The sequence below is a fragment of the Marinobacter sp. genome, from assembly GCF_046484525.1.
Taxonomy (GTDB): Bacteria; Pseudomonadota; Gammaproteobacteria; order Pseudomonadales; family Oleiphilaceae; genus Marinobacter.
Genome location: NZ_JAWOIS010000004.1, coordinates 1 through 20,197, shown reverse-complemented (window position 1 = coordinate 20,197; position 20,197 = coordinate 1). Strand labels below are relative to the sequence as shown.

Below are 20,197 nucleotides of genomic sequence, written 5' to 3'. Positions count from 1 at the left end.
TATTCTGGATTTCGTCGGAATTCTCCGGCCGATTCGGCTTCACGACAAAAACAGGAAATTGTCATGAAACGTCCCGTCAGAATCGCCATCACCGGCGCCGCCGGCAGCATCAGCCATTCCCTGCTGTTCAAGATCGCCACCGGTGAAATGATCGGCCAGGACCAGCCGGTTATCCTGCAACTGATCGAAATGCCACAGGCCATGGAACCGCTGCGTGGTATTGCCATGGAACTTGAGGACTGCGCATTTCCGCTGCTGCACAGCATCAGCCTGCACGATAACTTCGAGGAAGGCGTAGTCGGTGCCCACTATGTATTACTGATCGGCGCCAAACCGCGCGGGCCGGGGATGGAGCGTAGCGAGCTGATCGCCACCAACGCACCAATCTTTGCCCACCAGGGCCAGGCCATCAACAAGCTGGCCAACCGGGATGTGAAGGTGCTGGTCGTCGGTAACCCGGCCAACACCAACGCCCTGATCGCCAGCCGTAACGCGCCGGATCTGTCACCGGCCCAGTTCACCGCCCTCACCCGTCTGGACCACAACCGGACCCGGGGTATCCTCGCCAACCATACCGGCGCTAACCCCAAGGACATCCGCCGCGTCACGGTCTGGGGCAACCATTCCTCCACCCAGTTCCCGGACCTGCACCACGCCACCATCTACGGCGAGCCGGCACTGCCACAGGTCGACCAGGACTGGTACCGGGACACCTTCATCGAGAAGATCCAGAAGCGGGGCTCCGCCATCATTGACGCCCGCGGGCATTCCAGTGCCGCCTCCGCCGCCCAGGCCATCATCCACCACATGCACGACTGGATTAACGGCACCCCCGAAAACGACTGGGTCAGCATGGGGATTGTCAGTGACGGCAGCTACGGCATCGAGAAAGGCATCATCTATTCGTTCCCGGTGCGCTGTGACTATGGCCGCTACCAGATTGTCCAGGGCCTGGAGATCAGTGAGTTCGCCCGGGAGAAGATGACGCTCTCCGAGCAGGAACTGCTCACGGAAATGGACACCGTGAAAGACCTTCTGCCGAAGGAAACCGGGGAATCCCACCGCAACCTCTCGGTCTGCCTGCGCTCGGGAACCACCCTTTACGACGACGGTATTTCACTTCCGAAGAAGCAGTACCTGCAGACCGATCGGGTGCGTTGATCCGCCCGGGCTGACACACCGCACACTTCTGCCCGGCTTTTGCAGCTATCATAGGGAAATTGTTACGAATTTCATTGAACGACAGGGAAAGGAAATCAGCGGTGGCGGCAGTCAGCAAAAAGAAAACATCCGGGCTCGGAGTGAATCTCTTTGGCCTCATATTCCTGGCGGTCGGCCTTGGCGTTCTGACGCTCGGCCCCATGCACACCCTCTATGAACACGCCGTCAGCGCCGACTGGCGACAAGTACCCGTGACCCTCGAGAGCGTCAACGTGCGCAGCAACACCGGTTCCGACTCGACCACTTATTCGGTGGAGGCCGGCTACCGCTACCAATACAGCGGCCGGAACTACTACGGCTCCCGGGTCGGCTACGATCGAGGCAGCGATAACATCAGTGACTACCACCATGAACTGGTCAGCCGGCTGCGTCACGCCAGCAATCGGGGCGCCCTGAGGGCCTGGGTGAATCCGGATTCGCCTTCGGAAAGCTATCTGGTCCGGGAACTGCGGTGGGAGAAGATGCTGTTCATGACCATTTTCGGCACCGTCTTCGGCGGTGTAGGCCTGTTCGTCATGTTCATGGGGCGGAAAAAAGCGGCTGTGGCTGCCATAGCGGGCGGCCCCATCCACTCCTCCGAGAAGCACGGTTTCTGGCTGTTCGGATTCATGGCGTTCATGTTCCTGGGCATCAGCTTGCCCGCCGTACTGGCGATTCCGGATGAACTCGACAAGGAGAACTGGCCGATACTCGTGACACTCCTGTTTCCCCTGGCGGGCCTCTGGCTCGCCTACATAGCCTGGAAAAACTGGCGCAACTGGCGCTATTACGGCCCCACGCCATTGGTACTGGATCCCGCTCCGGGCCAGATCGGCGGGGACGTCGCCGGCAGTATCACCCTGCACCGGGGCCTGGGCCGGGCCGACTGGCTGGTGACTCTCCAGTGTCTGAAAGTGCGGATCAGTCGAGGCAAGAACAGCAGCAGGAGCGAATCCTTGCTGTGGCAGGCGGACCAGGTGCCGGAGGTCAGCCATGAGGCCGCGGGCTCCGTGGTGCGGTTTCGTTTCAAGCCGCCCGAGAACCTGCCGGAAACAGATGACAGCGGCAGCCGTCAGATCGAGTGGCGCCTGCTGCTGAACGGTCCCAAACAGCCTGTTCCACTCGAAAGAACCTATGAGTTACCGGTGGTCCAGGGCACCCGGATCTCCTCCATCTCTCTGAGCCCGGCTCATGTAGAGCATCACGAGCGTCAGGCGCAAATGAAGGCATTGACCGACGCGGCCGAGCAGATTGATATAGAGATGCTTGGTCACGGTCTGCTGCTTCATAGCCGGCCGGGGCGCAATCTGGCCATGAAGGCCATGGTTCTCGTTTTCGGGGTAATCTTCGGGGGCGTCAGCCTCGGCCTCGGCTACGTAGCGGCGGAAGAAGGCATCATGCTCTACTTTATGGCCTTCACGTTCGGCCTGTTCGGCTTTCCCATGTTCCTCGGTGGCCTGTTCATGCTTGGACGAAGCCTGAAGGCCCGCATAGAAGGCAACCGGGTTGAAGCGGTCCGATACTGGGGCGGCGTGGCCCTGTGGAAACGCTCGGGCCACCTGGTACACGCTGACCAACTGAACCTCAAAGTCGGTGTGAGCATGAACGGTGGCCAGCAAACCACTGAATACTTCTCACTGGAATTCCGTGACAAAACCGGGGGCAATACCATCCGCCTCGCCGAGGGCATTGCCGGCCGCCCTGTGGCAGAAGCTTTGAAGGAAAACCTGATCAAATTGCTCAAACTCGACTGACTTCCACGTCGGGCACTCACGGCCCGATTCCGATCATCTTTTGACCAGATACCCCGTTGCCAGCTCCAGAGCTGCTATATTTTCCTTGGGATTTCACAAAATTTCACAGCCGTGATCGCCCACCGACCAAGGAAATGTCTGAACAAGGGAGTTCATGCATGCAGCCACACATCCGTTTCTCACGCATACTTGCCATTCTTGGATTTGCAGCGACCCTTGCGGCGTGCGCGGGTCCCGGACCTCGCCCGGACAGCGATTTGCAGCTGGCCACCGGGTCCATTACCCAGGCGGAAGCTGCCGATGCCCGCCAGTTCGAGCCGGTTCTGTTGAACCAGGCCCAGAACAAGGTGGCCGATGCCCGCGAACTGATCGATCGGGAAGAATACAGGGAAGCCGAGCGCTTGCTGGAGCAGGCCGCGGTGGACGCACAGTTGGCCGGAGCACGCTCCGAGACCGAAAAAGCCAGGCGCGCCGTGGAGGAGACCAATGCCAACATCGAGAACCTCCGCAGACAGCTGGAAATGGACCAACAGTGAGCCCCCGAAAGGAGATCGACACCATGATTCGTACACTGTCCCTGATTACCACGGTCGGGCTGTCGGCGCTGATGTTTGGCTGTGCCAGCGCCCCCGAGCAGAACGCCAAAGTTGAAGAAGCCCGTATGGTCTACAACAAAATCACGGAAGATCCCTACGTTGCCCGCAGCGGTTCCAGCCAGCTCCGCAGCGCGCGCACCGAACTGGATCGGGCGGAAGCCTTGCTGGAGGATGACGAGGATATCTTGCACGTCGAGCACGCCGCCTACCTCGCCAAGCGTCATGCCGAAATCGCCGAGCAGCAGGGCCTGCGCGCTGAACTGGAGGAGGAAATCAGCTCCGCAGAGAAACGCCGGCAGGACATCATGCTGGAACTGAAATCCAACGAGGCGGCTTCCCTCCGTGCGCAAATGGAGGCCCTCCAAGCCGAGAAAACCGAGCGCGGCATGGTACTGACCCTCGGTGACGTGCTGTTCGACCTCAACGAGGCCGATCTGAAACCCGCGGGCATGCGCACGGTACAAAGGCTCTCAGACTTCATGCTGCAATATGAAGACCGCCGGGTGCGGGTCGAAGGCTACACCGACAGTACCGGCGCCGAGTCATACAACCAGGATCTGTCCGAGCGCCGGGCCATGGCCGTGCGCGATGCGCTGATGGCCGAGGGAGTTGCGCGAAGCCGGGTGGAAGTGATCGGCTACGGCGAGGCTTACCCCGTAGCGAGCAATGACACCAGTGCCGGGCGACAACAGAACCGACGGGTGGAGATCGTCATTTCCGACGAGAACGGCGTGATCCAGACACGCTGAGAATCATTTCCGGGGGCGCCCGGGCCTGACCAGGAACCAGCTGGCCAGGACCACGCCCCCGAACACCGTGTACACGAGAATAAACACCCACTCCGGCGCACTGTAATACAGCAGGGATTGCAGCCAGTGCTGAATGAACGAACCCTCATACCCGGCCGCGCCGGCTCTCTCCCTCAGCTCCATTTCCCATACCGTCAGCGGGCAGAGCACGCCCAGCCAAGCCTGCAGGACCACAATTGCGATCACCACCAGGTGAGTGACCCGGAACCAGAAATTCCGCACCCAGCGCCAGTGCAGCAAACGGCCCAGAAAAACTGTCACCAGACCGAAAATTACAAAGCCTACCAGCAGCACATGCAGCACCAGCAGCGAATCCGCCAGCAGGAGATAGAGCTCAGGGGACAAGAGAGTATGCCTTTTTCACCCGTACCAAGGCGATTCTGGCATACTCCAGACACTATGTGCGAACTCCCACTTCAAGGGCTTAATCGCCAGTAGAACATCCCCGACTGCTTCCCGAGAATCGTTGCTTCGAAGCGCGTTTGAGCGGCCTGCCCAGCCAGCCCGTAGCATACATGCAGAGGCAGCAGGTGCTCCTCGCGGGGATGACAGAATCGGGCATGGGGCGCCTGGTCCCAGTGCAACAAGCGTTCGGTGCGCTCTGTTTCACTCATATCCGCATCAGTACAGGTCTCCTCAAGCCAGTTCTCGAATGCCTGGTTCCGGGCCTGAATTTCCGGAGTATTCGGAGCAAAAAACGCCCGCATGTTGTGGAAGGAAAAGCCGGAGCCAATTACCAGCAGGTTGTCATATTCCAGCGCCCGCAACGCGCGACCAATCGTCAGGTGCGTCCCGGCATCCATGGTGTTCACCAGTGACAACTGCACGCACGGAATATCGGCATCCGGATACATCAGTTTCAGCGGCACGAACAGACCGTGATCGAAGCCGCGCTGATCGTCCAGACTTGCCGGAATTCCCGCTTTTTCCAGTGCCGCCTGTACCTGTCCCGCCAGCGCCGGTGCTCCCGGACACGGATACCGGATTTCGTAGGATTCGGGCGGAAACCCGGAGTAATCGTAGATCAACGACGGGTTGGCTCCGGACGTGATGGTCGGTACCGACTCTTCCCAATGGGCACTGATCACCAGGATGGCCGACGGCCTGCGCAGCTTGCCGGCCATTTCCACGAGCCGGTCGACCATCCCGCGATGACCCGGATCACCCAGCAACGGCATCGGCCCACCACCGTGGGAAATGAACAGCACATCGGAACTTGTCTGCATGGTTGTCTCTCCCGAAAAAACGCTCCCCGGGCATATCAGGGAGCGCCTTTGGTTCTTTGTGTCGATTCGATTATGCCGCCGCGGGCTTGCTGAATGCAGCGCGAGTGCTCAGGCGTTGGAGCAGCACATTATCCAGGGCGAATCGTCCACCACCCTGAATGGCCAGGGCCACACTGACCACGAACAGGGTCAGGGCATACTCATAGCCGTTGTTGGACATGAACAGGCCGTTACCGATGTGAACCGCGAAGACTGCCACCAGCATGGCAATGGCGTTGACCAGTGCTGCCGGACGGGTCAGCAAGCCCAAGGCCAGCGCGAGGCCACCAAAGAACTCGGCACTACCGGCCATCAGCGCCATCAGGTAGCCCGGCTCCAGGCCGATGCTGGCCATCCACTGACCGGTGCCTTCCAGGCCGTAGCCGCCAAACCAGGCAAACAGTTTCTGCGCACCATGGGCCGCCAGGATGAGCCCGACCGGTACCCGCAGGACCAGTGCGACAAAACCCCCGGTGGAACCGAAAAGCGCCTGTGCAAATTGAGTGTTCATAAGGGTCACCTCGAATCTTTCGCTGTTGATTGGCTCTGAAGCGCCGCTCCAGAAGATGGGGCTACTTTACTATCGCCGGAACCAAAGACTAAGGTGGACAACGTTGTCTTATTATCAACCGTATGTTGATAATGTGCGATCACAACAAGGCAGGACAAACCAATGGATCGTATCGACGCCATGCGTGCCTTTGTCACGGTGGTGAACGAAGGCACTTTTACCCGCGCCGCAGACCGGCTGGAGATGTCACCACAGCTGGTTAGCAAATACGTTTCCCAGCTTGAACAGCACCTGGGCATACGCCTACTCAACCGCACCACCCGCAAACTTCACCTGACCGAGGCCGGCACCCGTTACCACCAGCGCGCTGAACAGGTGCTCACCGAGATTGACGACCTGGAGAACCAGCTGGGCGATTTGCAGAGCGAAGCTCGCGGCCTGTTACGCATCAGTGCCCCCGTGTCCTTTGCCATCCGCCACATGGCCCCTCTGTTGACCGAGTTCCAGAAGGCCCACCCCGCCGTCGACATCGACCTGCAATTGAACGACCGCAAGGTCGACATCGTCGAGGAGGGGTTCGATATCGCGCTGAGAATCGGCCACCTGAAAAGCTCGTCACTGATCGCCAAGCGAATCGCACCGGTGCGTCTGGTGGTGTGCGCTTCGCCTGATTACCTGGAACAGCACGGCACACCCCGGTGCCCGGAGGACCTCCGGAATCACCGGTACCTGCGCTACAGCTACATGGATCAGGATGCCACCGGACAGGTTCACCGGTGGCTTCAGGGTGCGGGGGACCATTCGGCGGGCGACATGGTCAGCAATAATGGCGATGTGCTGGTGGAGGCCGCCATTGCCGGGGCCGGAATCGCGGTTCAGCCCACCTTCATCGCAGGCTCCGCAATCCGGGAGGGCAAACTGCGGGCCATCCTCCCCGATCACGAACCGGAGCCGATGGCTTTATACGCGGTATACGCGCACCGGCAGCTGCTGGCCAGCAAGGTGCGCAGCTTTGTTGACTTTCTTGAGGGCTACTTCGGCGAGCCACCCTATTGGGACCGGTTCGAGTGAACTAAAGTGACTGCACTGGTGTGCACAATTCGGACAGAAACCAATGGCAAACGACTCCCTCGCACTTGGGCAACTCTACCAGCAACAGTCCCGACGGGTGCTCGCAACCCTCATCCGCCTGCTCGGCGATTTCGCGCTGGCCGAGGAGGCCATGCAGGAGGCCTTCACCGCCGCTATCCGCCAATGGCCGGAGGAAGGCACCCCCGACAACCCGACAGCCTGGCTGATTCGTGCGGCCCATCGCAGGGGCATCGACCAGATCCGGCGCAAGCAGACCGCCCGGCAGTATTCTCATCTTCTGACAAATGAAGAGGACATTGCCCCTGAGCCCGATAAACATACCATCGCTGACGATCAGCTCCGGCTGCTGTTCACCTGCTGCCACCCCAGCCTTTCAATGGATGCCCGGGTAGCCCTAACGCTTCGGGAGATGTGCGGACTGACCACCGAGCAGGTAGCCAGCGCCCTGCTGCAAAAACCGGCCACCCTGGCCCAACGCATCGTGCGCGCCAAGAAAAAGATCCGGGAAGCGGGGATCCCCTATGAGATTCCGGGCGAAAAAGAACTTCCGCAGCGTTTGCCGGATGTGCTGCGGGTTGTGTACCTGGTGTTCAACGAAGGCTACTCCCGAAGCGACGGAGACGCGGTTGTGGACATCAGTCTCGCCAATGAAGCGATCCGGCTTGCCGAGGAACTTGGACACATGCTGCCACAGGGAGAGGTGTTCGGACTTCTCGCGCTGATGCGACTGCACCATTCCCGACGTCTCGCTCGCCAGAACGCCGAGGGAGAGCTGCTGACCCTCGAGGATCAGGACCGTACCTGCTGGGACCAGCACGACATCCGTCAGGGGTTTGAGTGGCTGGAACTCGCCCTTGCCGCTTCCCCCACCGGCCCATATACCCTGCAAGCCTCCATCGCTGCCGTGCATGCCCAAGCGCTTCAGGCAGACGCCACCGACTGGGCAAGAATTGTCCGGCTTTATGATGCTCTTTACCGCCAGCAGCCCTCACCGATAATTGCACTCAACCGGGCAGTCGCCGTTGCCATGCGTGACACGCCGGCAGATGGACTTCGGCTGCTTGATGCCCTGATCAACGAAAAAGAGATCCTCAATTACCACCTGTTTCATGCCGCGCGGGCCGATCTCTATCGCCGCGCCGGTGACCAAAGAGCCGCGGCAACGGCTTACAAACGCGCCATAGAGCTGACCAGCCAGGGCCCTGAGCAACGCTTCCTTCAACGCAGGTTGGCAGCGATGAAGTCCGGTTCCTGAAAAAATTTCCTCACTCTGTCGATTTCGGTTGATGCCAGGCGACTCACTGGTAAAAACCCACCAACGAAGGAGAGATCATGAAATACGTTGCCCTGGTTTACTACCAGGAACGCATCATCAATGCGATGACCGATCAGGAATGGCATGACCTCAACCAGGAATGCGTGGCCGGCGTGGAGCGGCTGTCAGCCCAGGGCAATTATGTGACCGGCCAGCCCCTGCAACCGGTGGATACCGCAACCACCGTTCGGGTCCGGAATGAGGAGGTGCTGATCACCGATGGACCCTTCGCGGAAACCAAGGAACAACTGGCGGGGTTCTATCTGCTGGAAGCCAGGGATCTGAACGAGGCGATTCAACTGGCAAGCCGGATTCCACCCGCCCGCTTCGGCAGTATCGAAGTGCGGCCGGCCAGGGAACTGCCCCCAAAAGATTGAGGCGGTGAAAGTCAGCCCCAAGGGCTGACCTGCCTGTGCATCAGACCTTGATTCCCGACGCTCGCGCCCGAGCCGCGTGCAGCTTCTTGTAGCTCTCGACCAGGCGCAGGTGCTTCTCCAGACCCTCGAGCTGCATGTTGGTCGGCGTCAGGCCGTGGAAGCGCACGGTGCCCTCGACAGAACCGACCACCGCATCGATGGTCTCGTCACCGAACATGCGGCGGAAGTTGACGATGTAGTCGTCCAGCTCCAGTTCCTCGTCGAGGGTCACTTCCAGCACCGCTTGCATGGCCTGGTGGAACAGGCCACGTTCGACGGTGTTGTCGTTGAACTGCAGGAACATCTCGACAAATTCCAGCGCTTCCTCATGCCAGCCCAGGGCCAGGCAGATCAGCAGCTTCAGCTCGAGGATGGTCAGCTGCCCCCACACGGTGTTCTCGTCAAACTCGACACCGATCAGGGTGATGATGGTCATGTAGTTGTCGAGTTGGCTGGCTTCCAGCCGCTCCGCCAGGTCCGCCAGCTGCTCGTCGCTCAGGGCGTGCAGGTTGAGGATATCCTCCCGGTAGTCCAGGGCCATGTTGGTGTTGTCCCAGATCAGATCCTCCACCGGATAGACCTCGGAGTAGCCCGGCACCAGGATGCGGCACGTCGGAGCCCCAAGGTCTTCGTGCACGGCCACGTATACCTCTTTGCCCAGGTCCGCGAGGATTCCGAAGAGCAGATCGGCCTCCTCCTCGTTGGTGCCGGAGAAGTTCCAGTCACTGAACGGGTAGTCGGACTTCGCACTGAAGAAGCGCCAGGACACCACACCGGTGGAATCGATGAAGTGCTCCACGTAATTGTTCGGTTCAGCCACGGCCAGGCTGTTGAAGGTCGGCGGTGGCACATCGTTCAGACCCTCGAAACTGCGACCCTGCATCAGCTCGGTCAGGCTGCGCTCCAGGGCCACGTGGAAGCTCGGATGGGCCCCGAAGGAGGCGAATACGCCGCCGGTTTTCGGGTTCATCAGGGTCACACACATCACCGGGAACCGGCCGCCCAGGGAGGCATCCTTCACCAGCACCGGGAAGCCCTGGGCTTCCAGTGCCTCAATGGCTTCGACAATTTCGGGATAGCGCTCCAGCACCTGCCGGGGTACATCCGGCAGAGCAATCTCTTGCTCGATGATCTGTTTCTTCACGGCCCGCTCGAAAATCTCGGACAGGCACTGCACCTTGGCCTCGGCGAGGGTGTTACCGGCACTCATGCCGTTGCTCAGGAACAGGTTTTCCACCAGGTTCGAGGGGAAATACACCACCTCACCGTCGGACTGGCGTACATAAGGCAACGCACAGATGCCGCGATCCACCCGGCCGGAGTTGGTGTCGATCAGGTTGGAACCGCCCAGCTCGCCTTCCGGGTTGTAGATGGCCAGGCAGTGGTCGTCCAGGATGCCTTCTGGCAGTTCGTCCTCCGGTCCCAGCTGGAACCACTTCTCGTCCGGATAATGCACAAACCCGGCGTTGGCAATGTCCTCGCCGAAGAACTGGTCATTGTAGAAGAAGTTGCAGTTCAGCCGCTCGATGAACTCACCGAGCGCCGAACACAGGGCGCTCTCCTTGGTGGCACCCTTGCCGTTGGTAAAGCACATGGGTGAGGCTGCGTCGCGAATGTGCAGCGACCACACGTGGGGCACGATATTGCGCCAGGAGGCGATCTCGATCTTCATGCCCAGCTCCCGCAGGATGCCGGTCATCCTGGCGATGGTCTGCTCCAGCGGTGCGTCCTTGCCCTCAATGAAAGTGTGGTGCTCGCTGTCCGGCTCCACCATCAGCAGCGCCTGGGCGTCCTCGTCCAGATTCTCCACCGTCTCGATCTCGAAGGTCGGACCGGTCTGTACCACCTTCTTTACGGTGCAGCGGTCAATCGAACGCAGAATCCCCTGCCGGTCTTTCTCGGGCAGATCCTCCGGCAGCTCAACCTGGATCTTGAAGATCTGGTTGTAACGGTTCTCCGGATCCACGATGTTGTTCTGGGATAGCCGGATGTTGTCCGTGGGGATATTGCGCGCCAGGCAATACACCCGGACGAAATAGGCCGCACACAGGGCTGAGGATGCCAGGAAGTAGTCGAAAGGACTCGGCGCCGAGCCATCGCCCTTGTATCGGATGGGCTGATCAGTAACGACGGTAAAGTCATCAAACTTGGCTTCAAGGCGGAGGTTTTCGAGAAAATTGACTTTGATTTCCATAGCGGGAGCACCAGGCTTGGAGAATTTCGGCGAGCCGTCAGGCTGAAACCCGACATTATCCAGTTTTTGAGGAGGTTCGTCTCGAAGCTTGGTACAAACCCCTAATCGACGGGGAAAGGTACTGCTTACTGACCCTCGTCATGCCTGAAGGGGAAACTTGTGTTTAACTCTGTTGGATGGCTCCAGTTGAGCGCGGGAAAAGGAACAGCCCATGGCAAGAAACAAAGCCCGGAAACAAGGCAACGACCCGTCCCCACAACCTTCCTGGCACGCACTGGCAAGGGATGAACTGCTGTCTCAGTTCGCCACCGACGGCGAAGGGTTGTCAGAGGAGGAGTCCAGACAGCGACTGGCGGAATATGGGCCGAATGCACTGCCGGAAGTCCGGCCGCGCGGTGTGCTGGTTCGCTTCTTTTCCCATTTCAGAAACCTTCTGATCTATGTATTGGTGGTAGCAGCAGCGATTGCGGCCGCACTGCATCACTGGGTTGATACGGCTGTCATCCTGACAGTCGTACTGGTGAACGCCACGATCGGCTTTATTCAGGAAGGCAAGGCCGAGGATGCCCTGCGCGCTATCCGCCAGCTGCTCTCGGCGAAAGCGATGGTAGTGCGCGGAGGGCGCCGGATGTCGGTGCCGGCCGAGCAACTGGTGCCCGGAGACCTGGTGACCCTGCAGTCCGGCGACAAAGTGCCGGCGGATCTTCGGTTGCTGAAGGTGAAGGGCCTGCAGGTGCAGGAAGCGGCGCTGACCGGGGAGTCGGTGGCGGTGTCGAAATCGCTCGATCCGATCCGGCCGGATGCGGATCTGGGAGACCGGCGGAACATGGCCTATTCCGGCACACTGGTTACCCAGGGGCAAGGCGCCGGCATTGTTGTGGCTACCGGGGTCGATACAGAAATCGGGCGCATCAGCACCATGGTGTCCCGAGTGGAGTCCCTCACCACGCCCCTGTTGCAACAGATGGACCGGTTGGCCCGGTGGATCACCGCTGCCGTCCTGCTGATCGCCACGCTGGTCTTTGTAGCCGGAATCACGCTACGCGATCACACAGCAGTGGAGATGTTCATGATCGTGGTGGGGCTGGCAGTAGCCGCCATACCTGAAGGCCTTCCGGCCATCCTCACCGTAACCCTGGCCATCGGCGTGCAGCGCATGGCAACACGCAAGGCCATCATCAGAAGACTGCCGGTGGTCGAAACACTCGGCTCGGTCAGCGTTATCGGCTCCGACAAGACCGGCACCCTGACCCGGAACGAGATGACGGTGCGAAGTGTTGTGACGGTCGCTGACAGCTATACCGTGACGGGCACGGGGTACGACCCGCACGGCACCTTTGAGCGTGATGGCCAGGCTTCCGAACCGACTTCGAACGATCTGCTGCGACAGACGCTGCTGGCGGCACTGCTGTGTAACGATTCCTCGCTGCAGAAACGCGAGGACAATAACGGCTGGGAAGTACATGGTGACCCAATGGAGGGGGCACTTCTGGTGGCCGCCATGAAAGCCGGGATGAACCCGGAGCATGAGACCAAACAATACCCGCGCGCGGATCTCATTCCCTTTGAGTCAGAGCACAAGTTCATGGCAACACTGCATCACAGCCACGAGGGGCGGGCCTTTCTCTTCCTCAAGGGGGCCCCGGAACGGGTCGTGGAAATGTGCAAGGAGGTGGTGGGCGCTGATCACAATCAGCCAATGGATCGCGAATACTGGCATGAACAGATCGAACAGATGGCCGCCCGGGGGCAGCGGGTACTGGCTGTGGCCACGAAGCCGGCTCCGAATGACCAGTCAGAGCTCACGTTTGATGACGTGGAGAACGGCCTTGCACTGCTGGGCCTCTATGGACTGATCGACCCACCCCGGGAAGAGGCTATCAGTGCCGTGGGCGAGTGCCAGGCAGCCGGAATCCGGGTAAAAATGATCACCGGTGATCACTCATCGACGGCACGTGCGATCGCTGCCCAACTCAAGCTTCAGAACACCGCCGAGGCCGTCACCGGGCACGAGTTGGAGAGAATGGATGATGCCGAGCTTCAGAAACGGCTGAGTGAGGTGGACGTCTACGCACGCGTCAGTCCCGAACACAAACTGCGGATTGTGACCCTGCTTCAGCAACAGGGGGCCATCGTTGCCATGACCGGCGATGGCGTCAACGATGCCCCCGCCCTCAAGCGGGCCGATGTCGGCATTGCCATGGGTCACAAGGGAACCGAGGCCGCCAAGGAGGCCGCGGAGATGGTCATCAGCGATGACAATTTCGCGTCCATCGTCGATGCCGTGCGTGAAGGACGCACCGTTTACGACAACCTGAAAAAAGCCATTGCCTTTCTGCTGCCTGTTAATGGTGGCGAATCCGTGAGCATCATCCTGGCGATCCTGGCAGGACTGACGCTGCCAATCGCCCCGCTCCAGATTCTCTGGGTCAACATGGTCAGTTCGGTGGCGCTGGCCATGGCACTGGCTTTCGAAGTCAGTGAGAACGACATCATGAAACGCCCACCCCGACCCGCTAAAGAATCGATGCTCACCTCCTTTCTGGTGTGGCGCATACTGCTAGTCTCCACGCTGTTCGCCGCCGGCATTTTCGGTATCTTCAGCTGGACCCAGTACCACGGCTACACGCTGGAGGAATCGCGCACCTATGCGGTCAACACCCTGGTCATCATGGAAATTTTCTATCTGTTCAGCGTGCGCCGACTTCGCAGCACTTCCCTGGGGTTCACCGGGCTGTTCGGTTCCGGCAAGGTACTGATAGCGGTCGGCGTGGTGCTAATGCTGCAACTGGTTTTCACTTACGCACCGTTCATGGAAACCTTCTTTGATACCCGGCCCATCCCCGCTGCCATGTGGTTTGTCATCCTGGCCGTCGGACTGGGCCTGCTGATGGTGCTGGAGCTGGAAAAATGGCTGATAGGGCGATGGAGCCGACGGGACGTCAGGTCACGGAGGGACTAAACTATCCGCCCTGAATTTCATACTTACACAATTGAACCAACCAAACAGGAGAAACGAGGATGATCGGCTACGTCACCATCGGTGTCAGTGACATGGAACGGGCAAAGGCCTTCTACAGTGAACTGCTGGGCGATCTGGGCGCCAAGGTACTGCTGGACATGGACCGCATCGCGTTCATCGGCAAAAGCATGCGCGAACCCACACTGGCGGTGTGCACACCCTTCAACGGCGAACCCAACCACCCGGGCAACGGCAACATGCTGGCCATCCACCCCGGCTCCAAGGAAGCTGTTGATGCCCACTACAAAAAAGCCATCGAACTGGGCGCCACCTGTGACGGAGAACCCGGACAGCGCATCCCGAACCAGTTCTATGGAGCCTATGTAAAAGACCCGGACGGCAACAAGCTCGCGTTTTTCTACTTCGGCTGAGCCGGCGAAAAGCCATTCAACAGGCGCGTATCAAACCGCCACTTGTGGTGAAAACCGACGGTCCCAGGTTCGTTCCAGCGCCTCGAACAGACTGTCGGTTGTCAGCGCCAACAGACCAATCAGGATCGCCCCCTGCAGCACATACGCCGTATTGCCGTTGACCAGCCCGGCGATGACCGGATCGCCCAGTGTACGGGCACCGATGGTGGAGCCGATGGCTGCGGTGGCGATGTTGATGGTGACGGAGGTGCGGATGCCGGCAAGGATCACCCGGCCCGCCAAAGGCAGTTCGGCCCGCACCAGCACCTGCAGTGGCGACATACCCATCCCCCTGGCCGCCTCCTTCACGGCAGGGCTGATACCTTCCAGGCCCGCCAGGGTGTTGCGCAGGATCGGCAACAGACCATAGAGCATCAGGGCGACCAGTATCGGCGCTTCCCCGAAACCGAGGACCGGCACCGCCAAGGCCAGGACGGCGACCGGCGGGAAGGTCTGCCCGATGGAAGCCACCTGACTGACCAGCGGCAGGAAATCGCGCCCCGACGGCCGGGTGGCGAAGATGCCCCCGGCCACGGCGACCAAGGTGCCAACCGCCGCGGATACCAGAACCAGTAGCAAATGATTCTGCAGGAGAAACAGAAAGCTCTCCCGCTCATAGATCACCTGCTGTTTGTCCGGCTGCACCCAGTGAAACAACGGCTCAAGTACGGGCATGCCGGCACTCAATCCGCACAGGAGAACAGCCAGCAGGACGGGCGACAGCCAGATACGCATCAGGCGCCTTCCCGAATTATGCGTTCACGGGTGATCACACCGGTCTCCTCCCCCCGGGCATTGAAGACCGCCATCTGCTGCGCGTCCCGCCAGAGCATGACCGACAGCGCCAAACGCAGGTTGTCCTCCTCCTTGAGGCCCTCTGCTCCGGGTTCGGGGCGTTTTGGCTCGGAATGGGGCTGCATCAGCTCCCGCACCGGACGCAGGCTCATCAGTTTCAGACCCCGATCCTGTTTGCCGACCAGGTCCTCCACGAACTCAGACGCGGGCCACCGAAGGATATTCTCGGGCGTGTCATGCTGGATGATCCGCCCCTGGTCCATCACGGCAATGCGGGTGGCCAACTTCAGCGCCTCGTCGATGTCGTGGGTCACGAAAACGGTGGTTTTACGGACCTGCTTCTGGATGCGCAGCATTTCCAGCTGGAGGTTGTCCCGGGTGATGGCATCCAGCGCACCGAAGGGTTCATCCATCAACAGGATATTCGGGTCCGCCGCCAGCGCCCGGGCCACCCCTACCCGCTGCGCCTGACCGCCGGACAGTTGCTGGGGGTATTTGTTGGCGTGGCTGGCCGGATCAAGATCGAGCAGGGTCATCAGCTCATGGACCCGCGCGTCGATCCGCTCCCGGGGCCATTTCAGTAACTGGGGCACCATGGCGATGTTGCGGGCCACCGTCCAGTGGGGAAACAGCCCAGTGCCCTGGATCACGTACCCCATGTTCAGCCGCAACTGCTCCGGATTCATGGTAGTGATGTCTTCACCATCCACCAGGATTTCGCCCTCACTGTGGGGCAACAAGCGGTTGATCATCCGGAGCGTGGTGGACTTGCCACAGCCGGAACTGCCCACCAGCACGCAGACCTCACCGGTCTCAATGGTCAGGTTGATGTTATCCACCGCGACGGTATTACCGAAGCGCCGGGTGACATTTTTCAGTTCGATCATCCGGACAAATCCTTTTTCCTGTCAGGCCGGGGCCGGCTTCAGGCTGGCAGCAAGTATTGTGAAGACAGCATCGGCCAGCAGGGCAAGCGCGATGGTGGGTAAGGCACCGAGCAACACCAGATCCATCGCCGCCTGACCGAGCCCCTGGAAAATAAAACTGCCGAAGCCGCCGGCACCGATCAGTGCTGCCACCGCCGTCAGGCCGATGGCCTGAATCGTGGTGATACGCACACCCTCGATGATGACCGGCAGCGCCAGCGGTAACTTGAGCCTGAAAAACAGTTGCCGCTCATTCATGCCCATGCCCCGGCCGGCATCGGCCAGGTTTTCGGGCACCTCCGTAAGTGCCACAAAGGTGTTTCGAACCATCGGCAGCAGGCTGTAGGCGACCAGGGCCAGCAATGCCGGCGCCCAGCCGATCCCCCGGATGCCCAGCGTCTCCAACGCCGGGAACGCCGCCACCAGAGCGCTGAGCGGTGCGATCAGCAAACCGAACACTGCCAGACTGGGGATGGTCTGGAGAAAACTCACAAAGCCGAATATGGGCCGCTGCCAGCCGGGGCTGCGCATCATTTTCAGCGCCAGACCAAATGCCAGAACGGCACTGATCGCAACCGCTCCGAATGCCAGCGCCAGGTGGGTCCAGAACGCCTGCTCGAACTTGGCTGGCCGCGCGTTGAATTCCCGCACCAGAGACAGACTTTCCAGGCCGTCACTCTGCAGGAGCATCAGCCAGCTGCCTCCGACCACGACCACCAGCAGGAGCTGCGGCCCTCGCCGGCTCCCAAGCTGCCCCAGGGTCTCGATCAACATCAGGGAGAGCAGGAACAGCAGACACCAGAAACCCGCTCCAATGGACGAGCGGGCATAGGGGGAATCTTCCGGCAGGTGCCGGCCTGCAAACACATCCAACAGCAACGGCAACAGTGCCAGCGAGAGGCCAACCAGGGCAAGAAGGATCAGGTAGCGGCCCCGTAACTTCAGGAAGGCGAGCAGAATGGAACCGGCCAACATCAACGTGACCAGTGCCGCGCCGCCCCAGCCAACCGCTGAGACCAGGCCATAGCCGGTACCGGGCACGATACGGTTGGGCTGAATGGTGCCAACGTCCAGAAGCCAGACCAGCGCCAGGGCCAGCAAACCCAGCACGGGAATGACACGGTTTGGCGACAGTTGACCGGGATCGGAGCTGCTAACCGACAAACTTCAGTCCCGGGTCAGGGAATCCAGATACTCCCGCGCCACCGTCTGGGCGGGCACCCCGTTCACCGCAACCTGGCCGTTCAGACGCTGCAGGGTTTCCAGATCCAGGGATTCGAAGATGGGGACCAGGACGTCACGGATCTCCGGATAGGTTTCCAACACCTCGGCGCGCACGATGGGTGCCGGCTGGTACACCGGTTGAACGCCAAGGGTATCCTCCATCACCTTCAGATCCAGCGCATCCAGACCGCCATCGGTACCATAGGTCATGGCGCCGTTGACGTCATTGTTGTTCAGGGCTGCTGCCCGGAGGGTCGCGGCGGTGTTACCGCCAGAAAGGACCAGCAACTGGTCCGACGCCAGCTTGAAGCCATACGCCTCCTGGAACGCAGGCAGGGCGCTGGCCGATTCCACGAACTCGGCACTGGCGGCAAACTTGAAGGCACCGCCGTCATTGATGTACCGGGCCAGGTCCTCAAGGGTCTTCAGACCTTTCTCCCGCGCCAGGTCCCCGCGCACACTCATGGCCCAGGTATTGTTGGCCTCCGCGGGTTTCAGCCAGATGATGTTATACGCTTCCTGATCAAGACGGGCAGCCTGCTCGTAGGCCTTGTCCGCGTCCTTCCAGATATCGCGATCGGCCTGGTCGTGGAAGAACGCCGCATTACCGGTGTATTCCGGGTAGACATCGATTTCGCCGGCCTTGATGGCATTGCGCACGATACTCGTTCCTCCCAGCTGCAGGCGATTTTCCACCGGGATGCCAGCCTCTTCCAGGGACTGCAGCACCATCTGGCCCAGCACGGCGCCTTCGGTATCGATCTTTGATGACACCACCACCGGGTCGGCGGCCATCGCGGGCCCGGTGATCAGCATGGCGGTCAGGGCCGCTACGCGGCGAAAGCGGGAAAAAGGGGACACGGCCATTCCTCTTGGTCGTTTGGCTCAGTTTGGATTTATGGGCTGCCGCAACATTCCGAATGAACAATTTGCGGCCAGCCACTATCAGTCTATGGCACGCAGATACGAAGGCAAGGCGGAATTGGTCTTTCGTCACCCCGAAGACAGTTGTTCACAAAACTCACTGAGTCAGCCTGTCTATGAATTAACCAGAAAAGGGAGTCAGGACGATGGACCAGAGATCGGAAGACACCACCCGCAGCATGGCGCCGACCATACCCCCCGCTGGACCCTGAGCGGGTCTCCCTGATCGAAGAGGCAGGGCTGACGCTCAAACGACTGGAACCCCTCGGCGTTGAGATCTACGGCGCCTCGGTTTCCCGGATTTCGCTGGATAACGGCCTCAACGCCATGTTCAGCCAGTTCATATGACACGGCGTTGCCTTCGACGCACATCCCCCAGTGGCGAATGAATTCAGCATGCAGTATGCGTGAACGTCGCCACTTCCGTGATTTCCAGCCCACCATCAGCTCCGGGCGAAGACAGGTACAGCCGGGTGGTGTACACACTGTACTTGTACGAGGCATCGAGCAGCAGGTCGGGCCACCCGTCGCGGTTCAGATCACCAATCCATCGCACGCGCCAATGACCGTCTCCGTGCCATGCGTCTGCATGCAGCGGGAACTGCAGGTCTCCAAGCGTGAGTTCGATTAGATGCCTACCCGGCTGATCGTCAATTGCCTGGTCTACGATATGGCGCAGGATGAGTTTTTCGTCGCCCCATGTTGCTTCGACTCGTTTCGCCTCTCCCGATACGCCGTCATCCTGAAACTCGGTCCGCACCGGCCCTGGCCTCAGTTCAGGGTGCCCACGAATGAGCAAAACGGGATCGCTGATGGCGGACACAGTCACCGCGCGACCACGCTGCTCTTCAGGGCGTTCGTCCCCACATGTGTGGAACGGCCTCACCACCACGTTCGACGCCTCCAGCACCGTCTCCCCGTCTGGCCGGTGCAGAACAAACCACAGCCCCGCAGAATTCTCGGGAAGGTCACTCTGGTGATATTCACTCCCGGGCAACAGGATCTCAAGGCCGCTGCTTTGAGTCCACGCGCGGTTGTTGGCTCCCAGGGTGAGCACCAACAGTCCCAATGACACGGCTAATGTCCTATTCATCGTTCTGTTCCGCCTAACACCAATATTAGGCGCTGCCCGACTACGACGTCCGGTGGACGACCGCCAGGCCGGGAACGAACCTGAATGACTGGTTAAACACCATACTCGCGCTCCACCTTTGCCACCCGTACCCGAAAATCTGAGTACCATTTTTGATGGCCGAGTCGTTGAGCTTCCCGATGCTCAGCATTCTTCTTCCAGTTCGCAATAGACTCCCGGCTTTCCCAGTACGACACCGTGATACCTAAATCTTCCCTTACGGATTCCATGCCAAGAAATCCGGGCTGGGCCGCTGCTAACTCCACCATGCGATCAGCCATTTCCGCGTAACCATTGTCCCCTGCGGTGCGGTGACTGCTGAAAATGACTGCGTAATAGGGTGGCTCAGGGGTTTTGACTATCTCTGACATAGATTCCTCTAAACATTAAACGCCCAATTATTTGGCGCGAGCTTACGAGTGTTAGCCCGGATTTCTCATAGCTACTCAGCAAGTCTCGCAGACTGGGCGGTTTTCCGCCATGACCACGCAGATGCGGCCATCATTGCCTGATAATTGATCAATTTCTGTTGCCTGGACACACTGCCCCCTTTCCCCCATTGCGTCGGGCCGGGGGAGCCCGGGCATCTACCCTGGAACCAGACGGCGTACC

At 60.1% G+C, this 20,197-nt stretch carries 19 protein-coding genes; 9 read left to right on the top strand and 10 right to left on the bottom strand.

What is annotated here, in order from left to right; genetic code table 11:
- Positions 1-63 precede the first annotated feature (63 nt).
- From R6W86_RS00820 to R6W86_RS00805, 4 genes are all read left to right on the top strand, one after another.
- On the top strand, positions 64-1,161 hold the full coding sequence (locus R6W86_RS00820) for a malate dehydrogenase (RefSeq protein WP_410327500.1): 1,098 nt from the start codon (positions 64-66) through the stop codon (positions 1,159-1,161).
- A gap of 101 nt (positions 1,162-1,262) precedes the next feature.
- On the top strand, positions 1,263-2,954 hold the full coding sequence (locus tag R6W86_RS00815; protein WP_410327499.1) for a DUF3592 domain-containing protein: 1,692 nt from the start codon (positions 1,263-1,265) through the stop codon (positions 2,952-2,954).
- Positions 2,955-3,112: 158 nt separating this feature from the next.
- On the top strand, positions 3,113-3,490 hold the full coding sequence (locus R6W86_RS00810; RefSeq protein ID WP_410327498.1) for a DUF4398 domain-containing protein: 378 nt from the start codon (positions 3,113-3,115) through the stop codon (positions 3,488-3,490).
- A gap of 23 nt (positions 3,491-3,513) precedes the next feature.
- Positions 3,514-4,299, top strand: a complete 786-nt coding sequence (locus R6W86_RS00805; protein ID WP_410327497.1) for an OmpA family protein — start codon at positions 3,514-3,516, stop codon at positions 4,297-4,299.
- Positions 4,300-4,302: 3 nt separating this feature from the next.
- Here the strand turns inward: R6W86_RS00805 and R6W86_RS00800 are convergent, their stop codons facing one another.
- The 3 genes from R6W86_RS00800 to R6W86_RS00790 all read right to left on the bottom strand — a co-directional run bounded on the left by R6W86_RS00800 (position 4,303) and on the right by R6W86_RS00790 (position 6,135).
- Positions 4,303-4,704: a DUF2784 domain-containing protein gene (locus R6W86_RS00800; RefSeq protein WP_410327496.1), complete on the bottom strand. Its 402-nt coding sequence runs from the start codon at positions 4,702-4,704 to the stop codon at positions 4,303-4,305.
- 71 nt (positions 4,705-4,775) lie between these two features.
- Complete coding sequence (locus R6W86_RS00795; RefSeq protein WP_410327495.1) at positions 4,776-5,585, bottom strand: DODA-type extradiol aromatic ring-opening family dioxygenase; 810 nt, start codon at positions 5,583-5,585, stop codon at positions 4,776-4,778.
- Positions 5,586-5,655: 70 nt separating this feature from the next.
- A complete protein-coding gene (locus R6W86_RS00790; RefSeq protein ID WP_410327494.1) occupies positions 5,656-6,135 on the bottom strand; it encodes a DoxX family protein in 480 nt (159 codons plus the stop codon).
- Positions 6,136-6,297: 162 nt separating this feature from the next.
- Between R6W86_RS00790 and R6W86_RS00785 the strand changes: the two genes are divergently transcribed.
- From R6W86_RS00785 to R6W86_RS00775, 3 genes are all read left to right on the top strand, one after another.
- Positions 6,298-7,206, top strand: coding sequence for a LysR family transcriptional regulator (locus R6W86_RS00785; RefSeq protein ID WP_410327493.1), 909 nt, complete (start codon positions 6,298-6,300; stop codon positions 7,204-7,206).
- A gap of 43 nt (positions 7,207-7,249) precedes the next feature.
- Complete coding sequence (locus tag R6W86_RS00780) at positions 7,250-8,482, top strand: RNA polymerase sigma factor (protein WP_410327492.1); 1,233 nt, start codon at positions 7,250-7,252, stop codon at positions 8,480-8,482.
- A gap of 77 nt (positions 8,483-8,559) precedes the next feature.
- The gene (locus R6W86_RS00775) at positions 8,560-8,919 is read left to right on the top strand and encodes a YciI family protein (RefSeq protein ID WP_410327491.1); all 360 of its coding nucleotides are present in this window, start codon (positions 8,560-8,562) and stop codon (positions 8,917-8,919) included.
- Positions 8,920-8,959: 40 nt separating this feature from the next.
- Here the strand turns inward: R6W86_RS00775 and R6W86_RS00770 are convergent, their stop codons facing one another.
- Complete coding sequence (locus tag R6W86_RS00770) at positions 8,960-11,152, bottom strand: OsmC domain/YcaO domain-containing protein (RefSeq protein ID WP_410327490.1); 2,193 nt, start codon at positions 11,150-11,152, stop codon at positions 8,960-8,962.
- 211 nt (positions 11,153-11,363) lie between these two features.
- On the opposite strand from R6W86_RS00770, the gene R6W86_RS00765 reads away from it, so the two are divergent.
- Positions 11,364-14,114 (top strand): cation-transporting P-type ATPase, encoded by a 2,751-nt coding sequence (locus R6W86_RS00765; RefSeq protein WP_410327489.1) that lies wholly within the window; start codon positions 11,364-11,366, stop codon positions 14,112-14,114.
- Positions 14,115-14,173: 59 nt separating this feature from the next.
- Positions 14,174-14,545, top strand: a complete 372-nt coding sequence (locus tag R6W86_RS00760) for a VOC family protein (protein WP_410327488.1) — start codon at positions 14,174-14,176, stop codon at positions 14,543-14,545.
- A 30-nt stretch (positions 14,546-14,575) separates the two neighbouring features.
- On the opposite strand, the gene R6W86_RS00755 is transcribed toward R6W86_RS00760, so the two are convergent.
- The 6 genes from R6W86_RS00755 to R6W86_RS00730 all read right to left on the bottom strand — a co-directional run bounded on the left by R6W86_RS00755 (position 14,576) and on the right by R6W86_RS00730 (position 19,956).
- Positions 14,576-15,319, bottom strand: coding sequence for an ABC transporter permease (locus tag R6W86_RS00755; protein WP_410327487.1), 744 nt, complete (start codon positions 15,317-15,319; stop codon positions 14,576-14,578).
- Positions 15,319-16,266: an ABC transporter ATP-binding protein gene (locus R6W86_RS00750; RefSeq protein ID WP_410327486.1), complete on the bottom strand. Its 948-nt coding sequence runs from the start codon at positions 16,264-16,266 to the stop codon at positions 15,319-15,321. Before R6W86_RS00750 ends, R6W86_RS00755 begins: the two co-directional genes overlap by 1 nt.
- A 21-nt stretch (positions 16,267-16,287) precedes the next feature.
- Complete coding sequence (locus R6W86_RS00745; protein ID WP_410327485.1) at positions 16,288-17,469, bottom strand: ABC transporter permease; 1,182 nt, start codon at positions 17,467-17,469, stop codon at positions 16,288-16,290.
- Positions 17,470-17,472: 3 nt separating this feature from the next.
- Positions 17,473-18,396, bottom strand: coding sequence for an ABC transporter substrate-binding protein (locus R6W86_RS00740; protein WP_410327484.1), 924 nt, complete (start codon positions 18,394-18,396; stop codon positions 17,473-17,475).
- A 448-nt stretch (positions 18,397-18,844) separates the two neighbouring features.
- Positions 18,845-19,528, bottom strand: coding sequence for a hypothetical protein (locus R6W86_RS00735; RefSeq protein ID WP_410327483.1), 684 nt, complete (start codon positions 19,526-19,528; stop codon positions 18,845-18,847).
- A gap of 110 nt (positions 19,529-19,638) precedes the next feature.
- On the bottom strand, positions 19,639-19,956 hold the full coding sequence (locus tag R6W86_RS00730; protein WP_410327482.1) for an antibiotic biosynthesis monooxygenase family protein: 318 nt from the start codon (positions 19,954-19,956) through the stop codon (positions 19,639-19,641).
- Between the last annotated feature and the right edge of the window lie 241 nt (positions 19,957-20,197).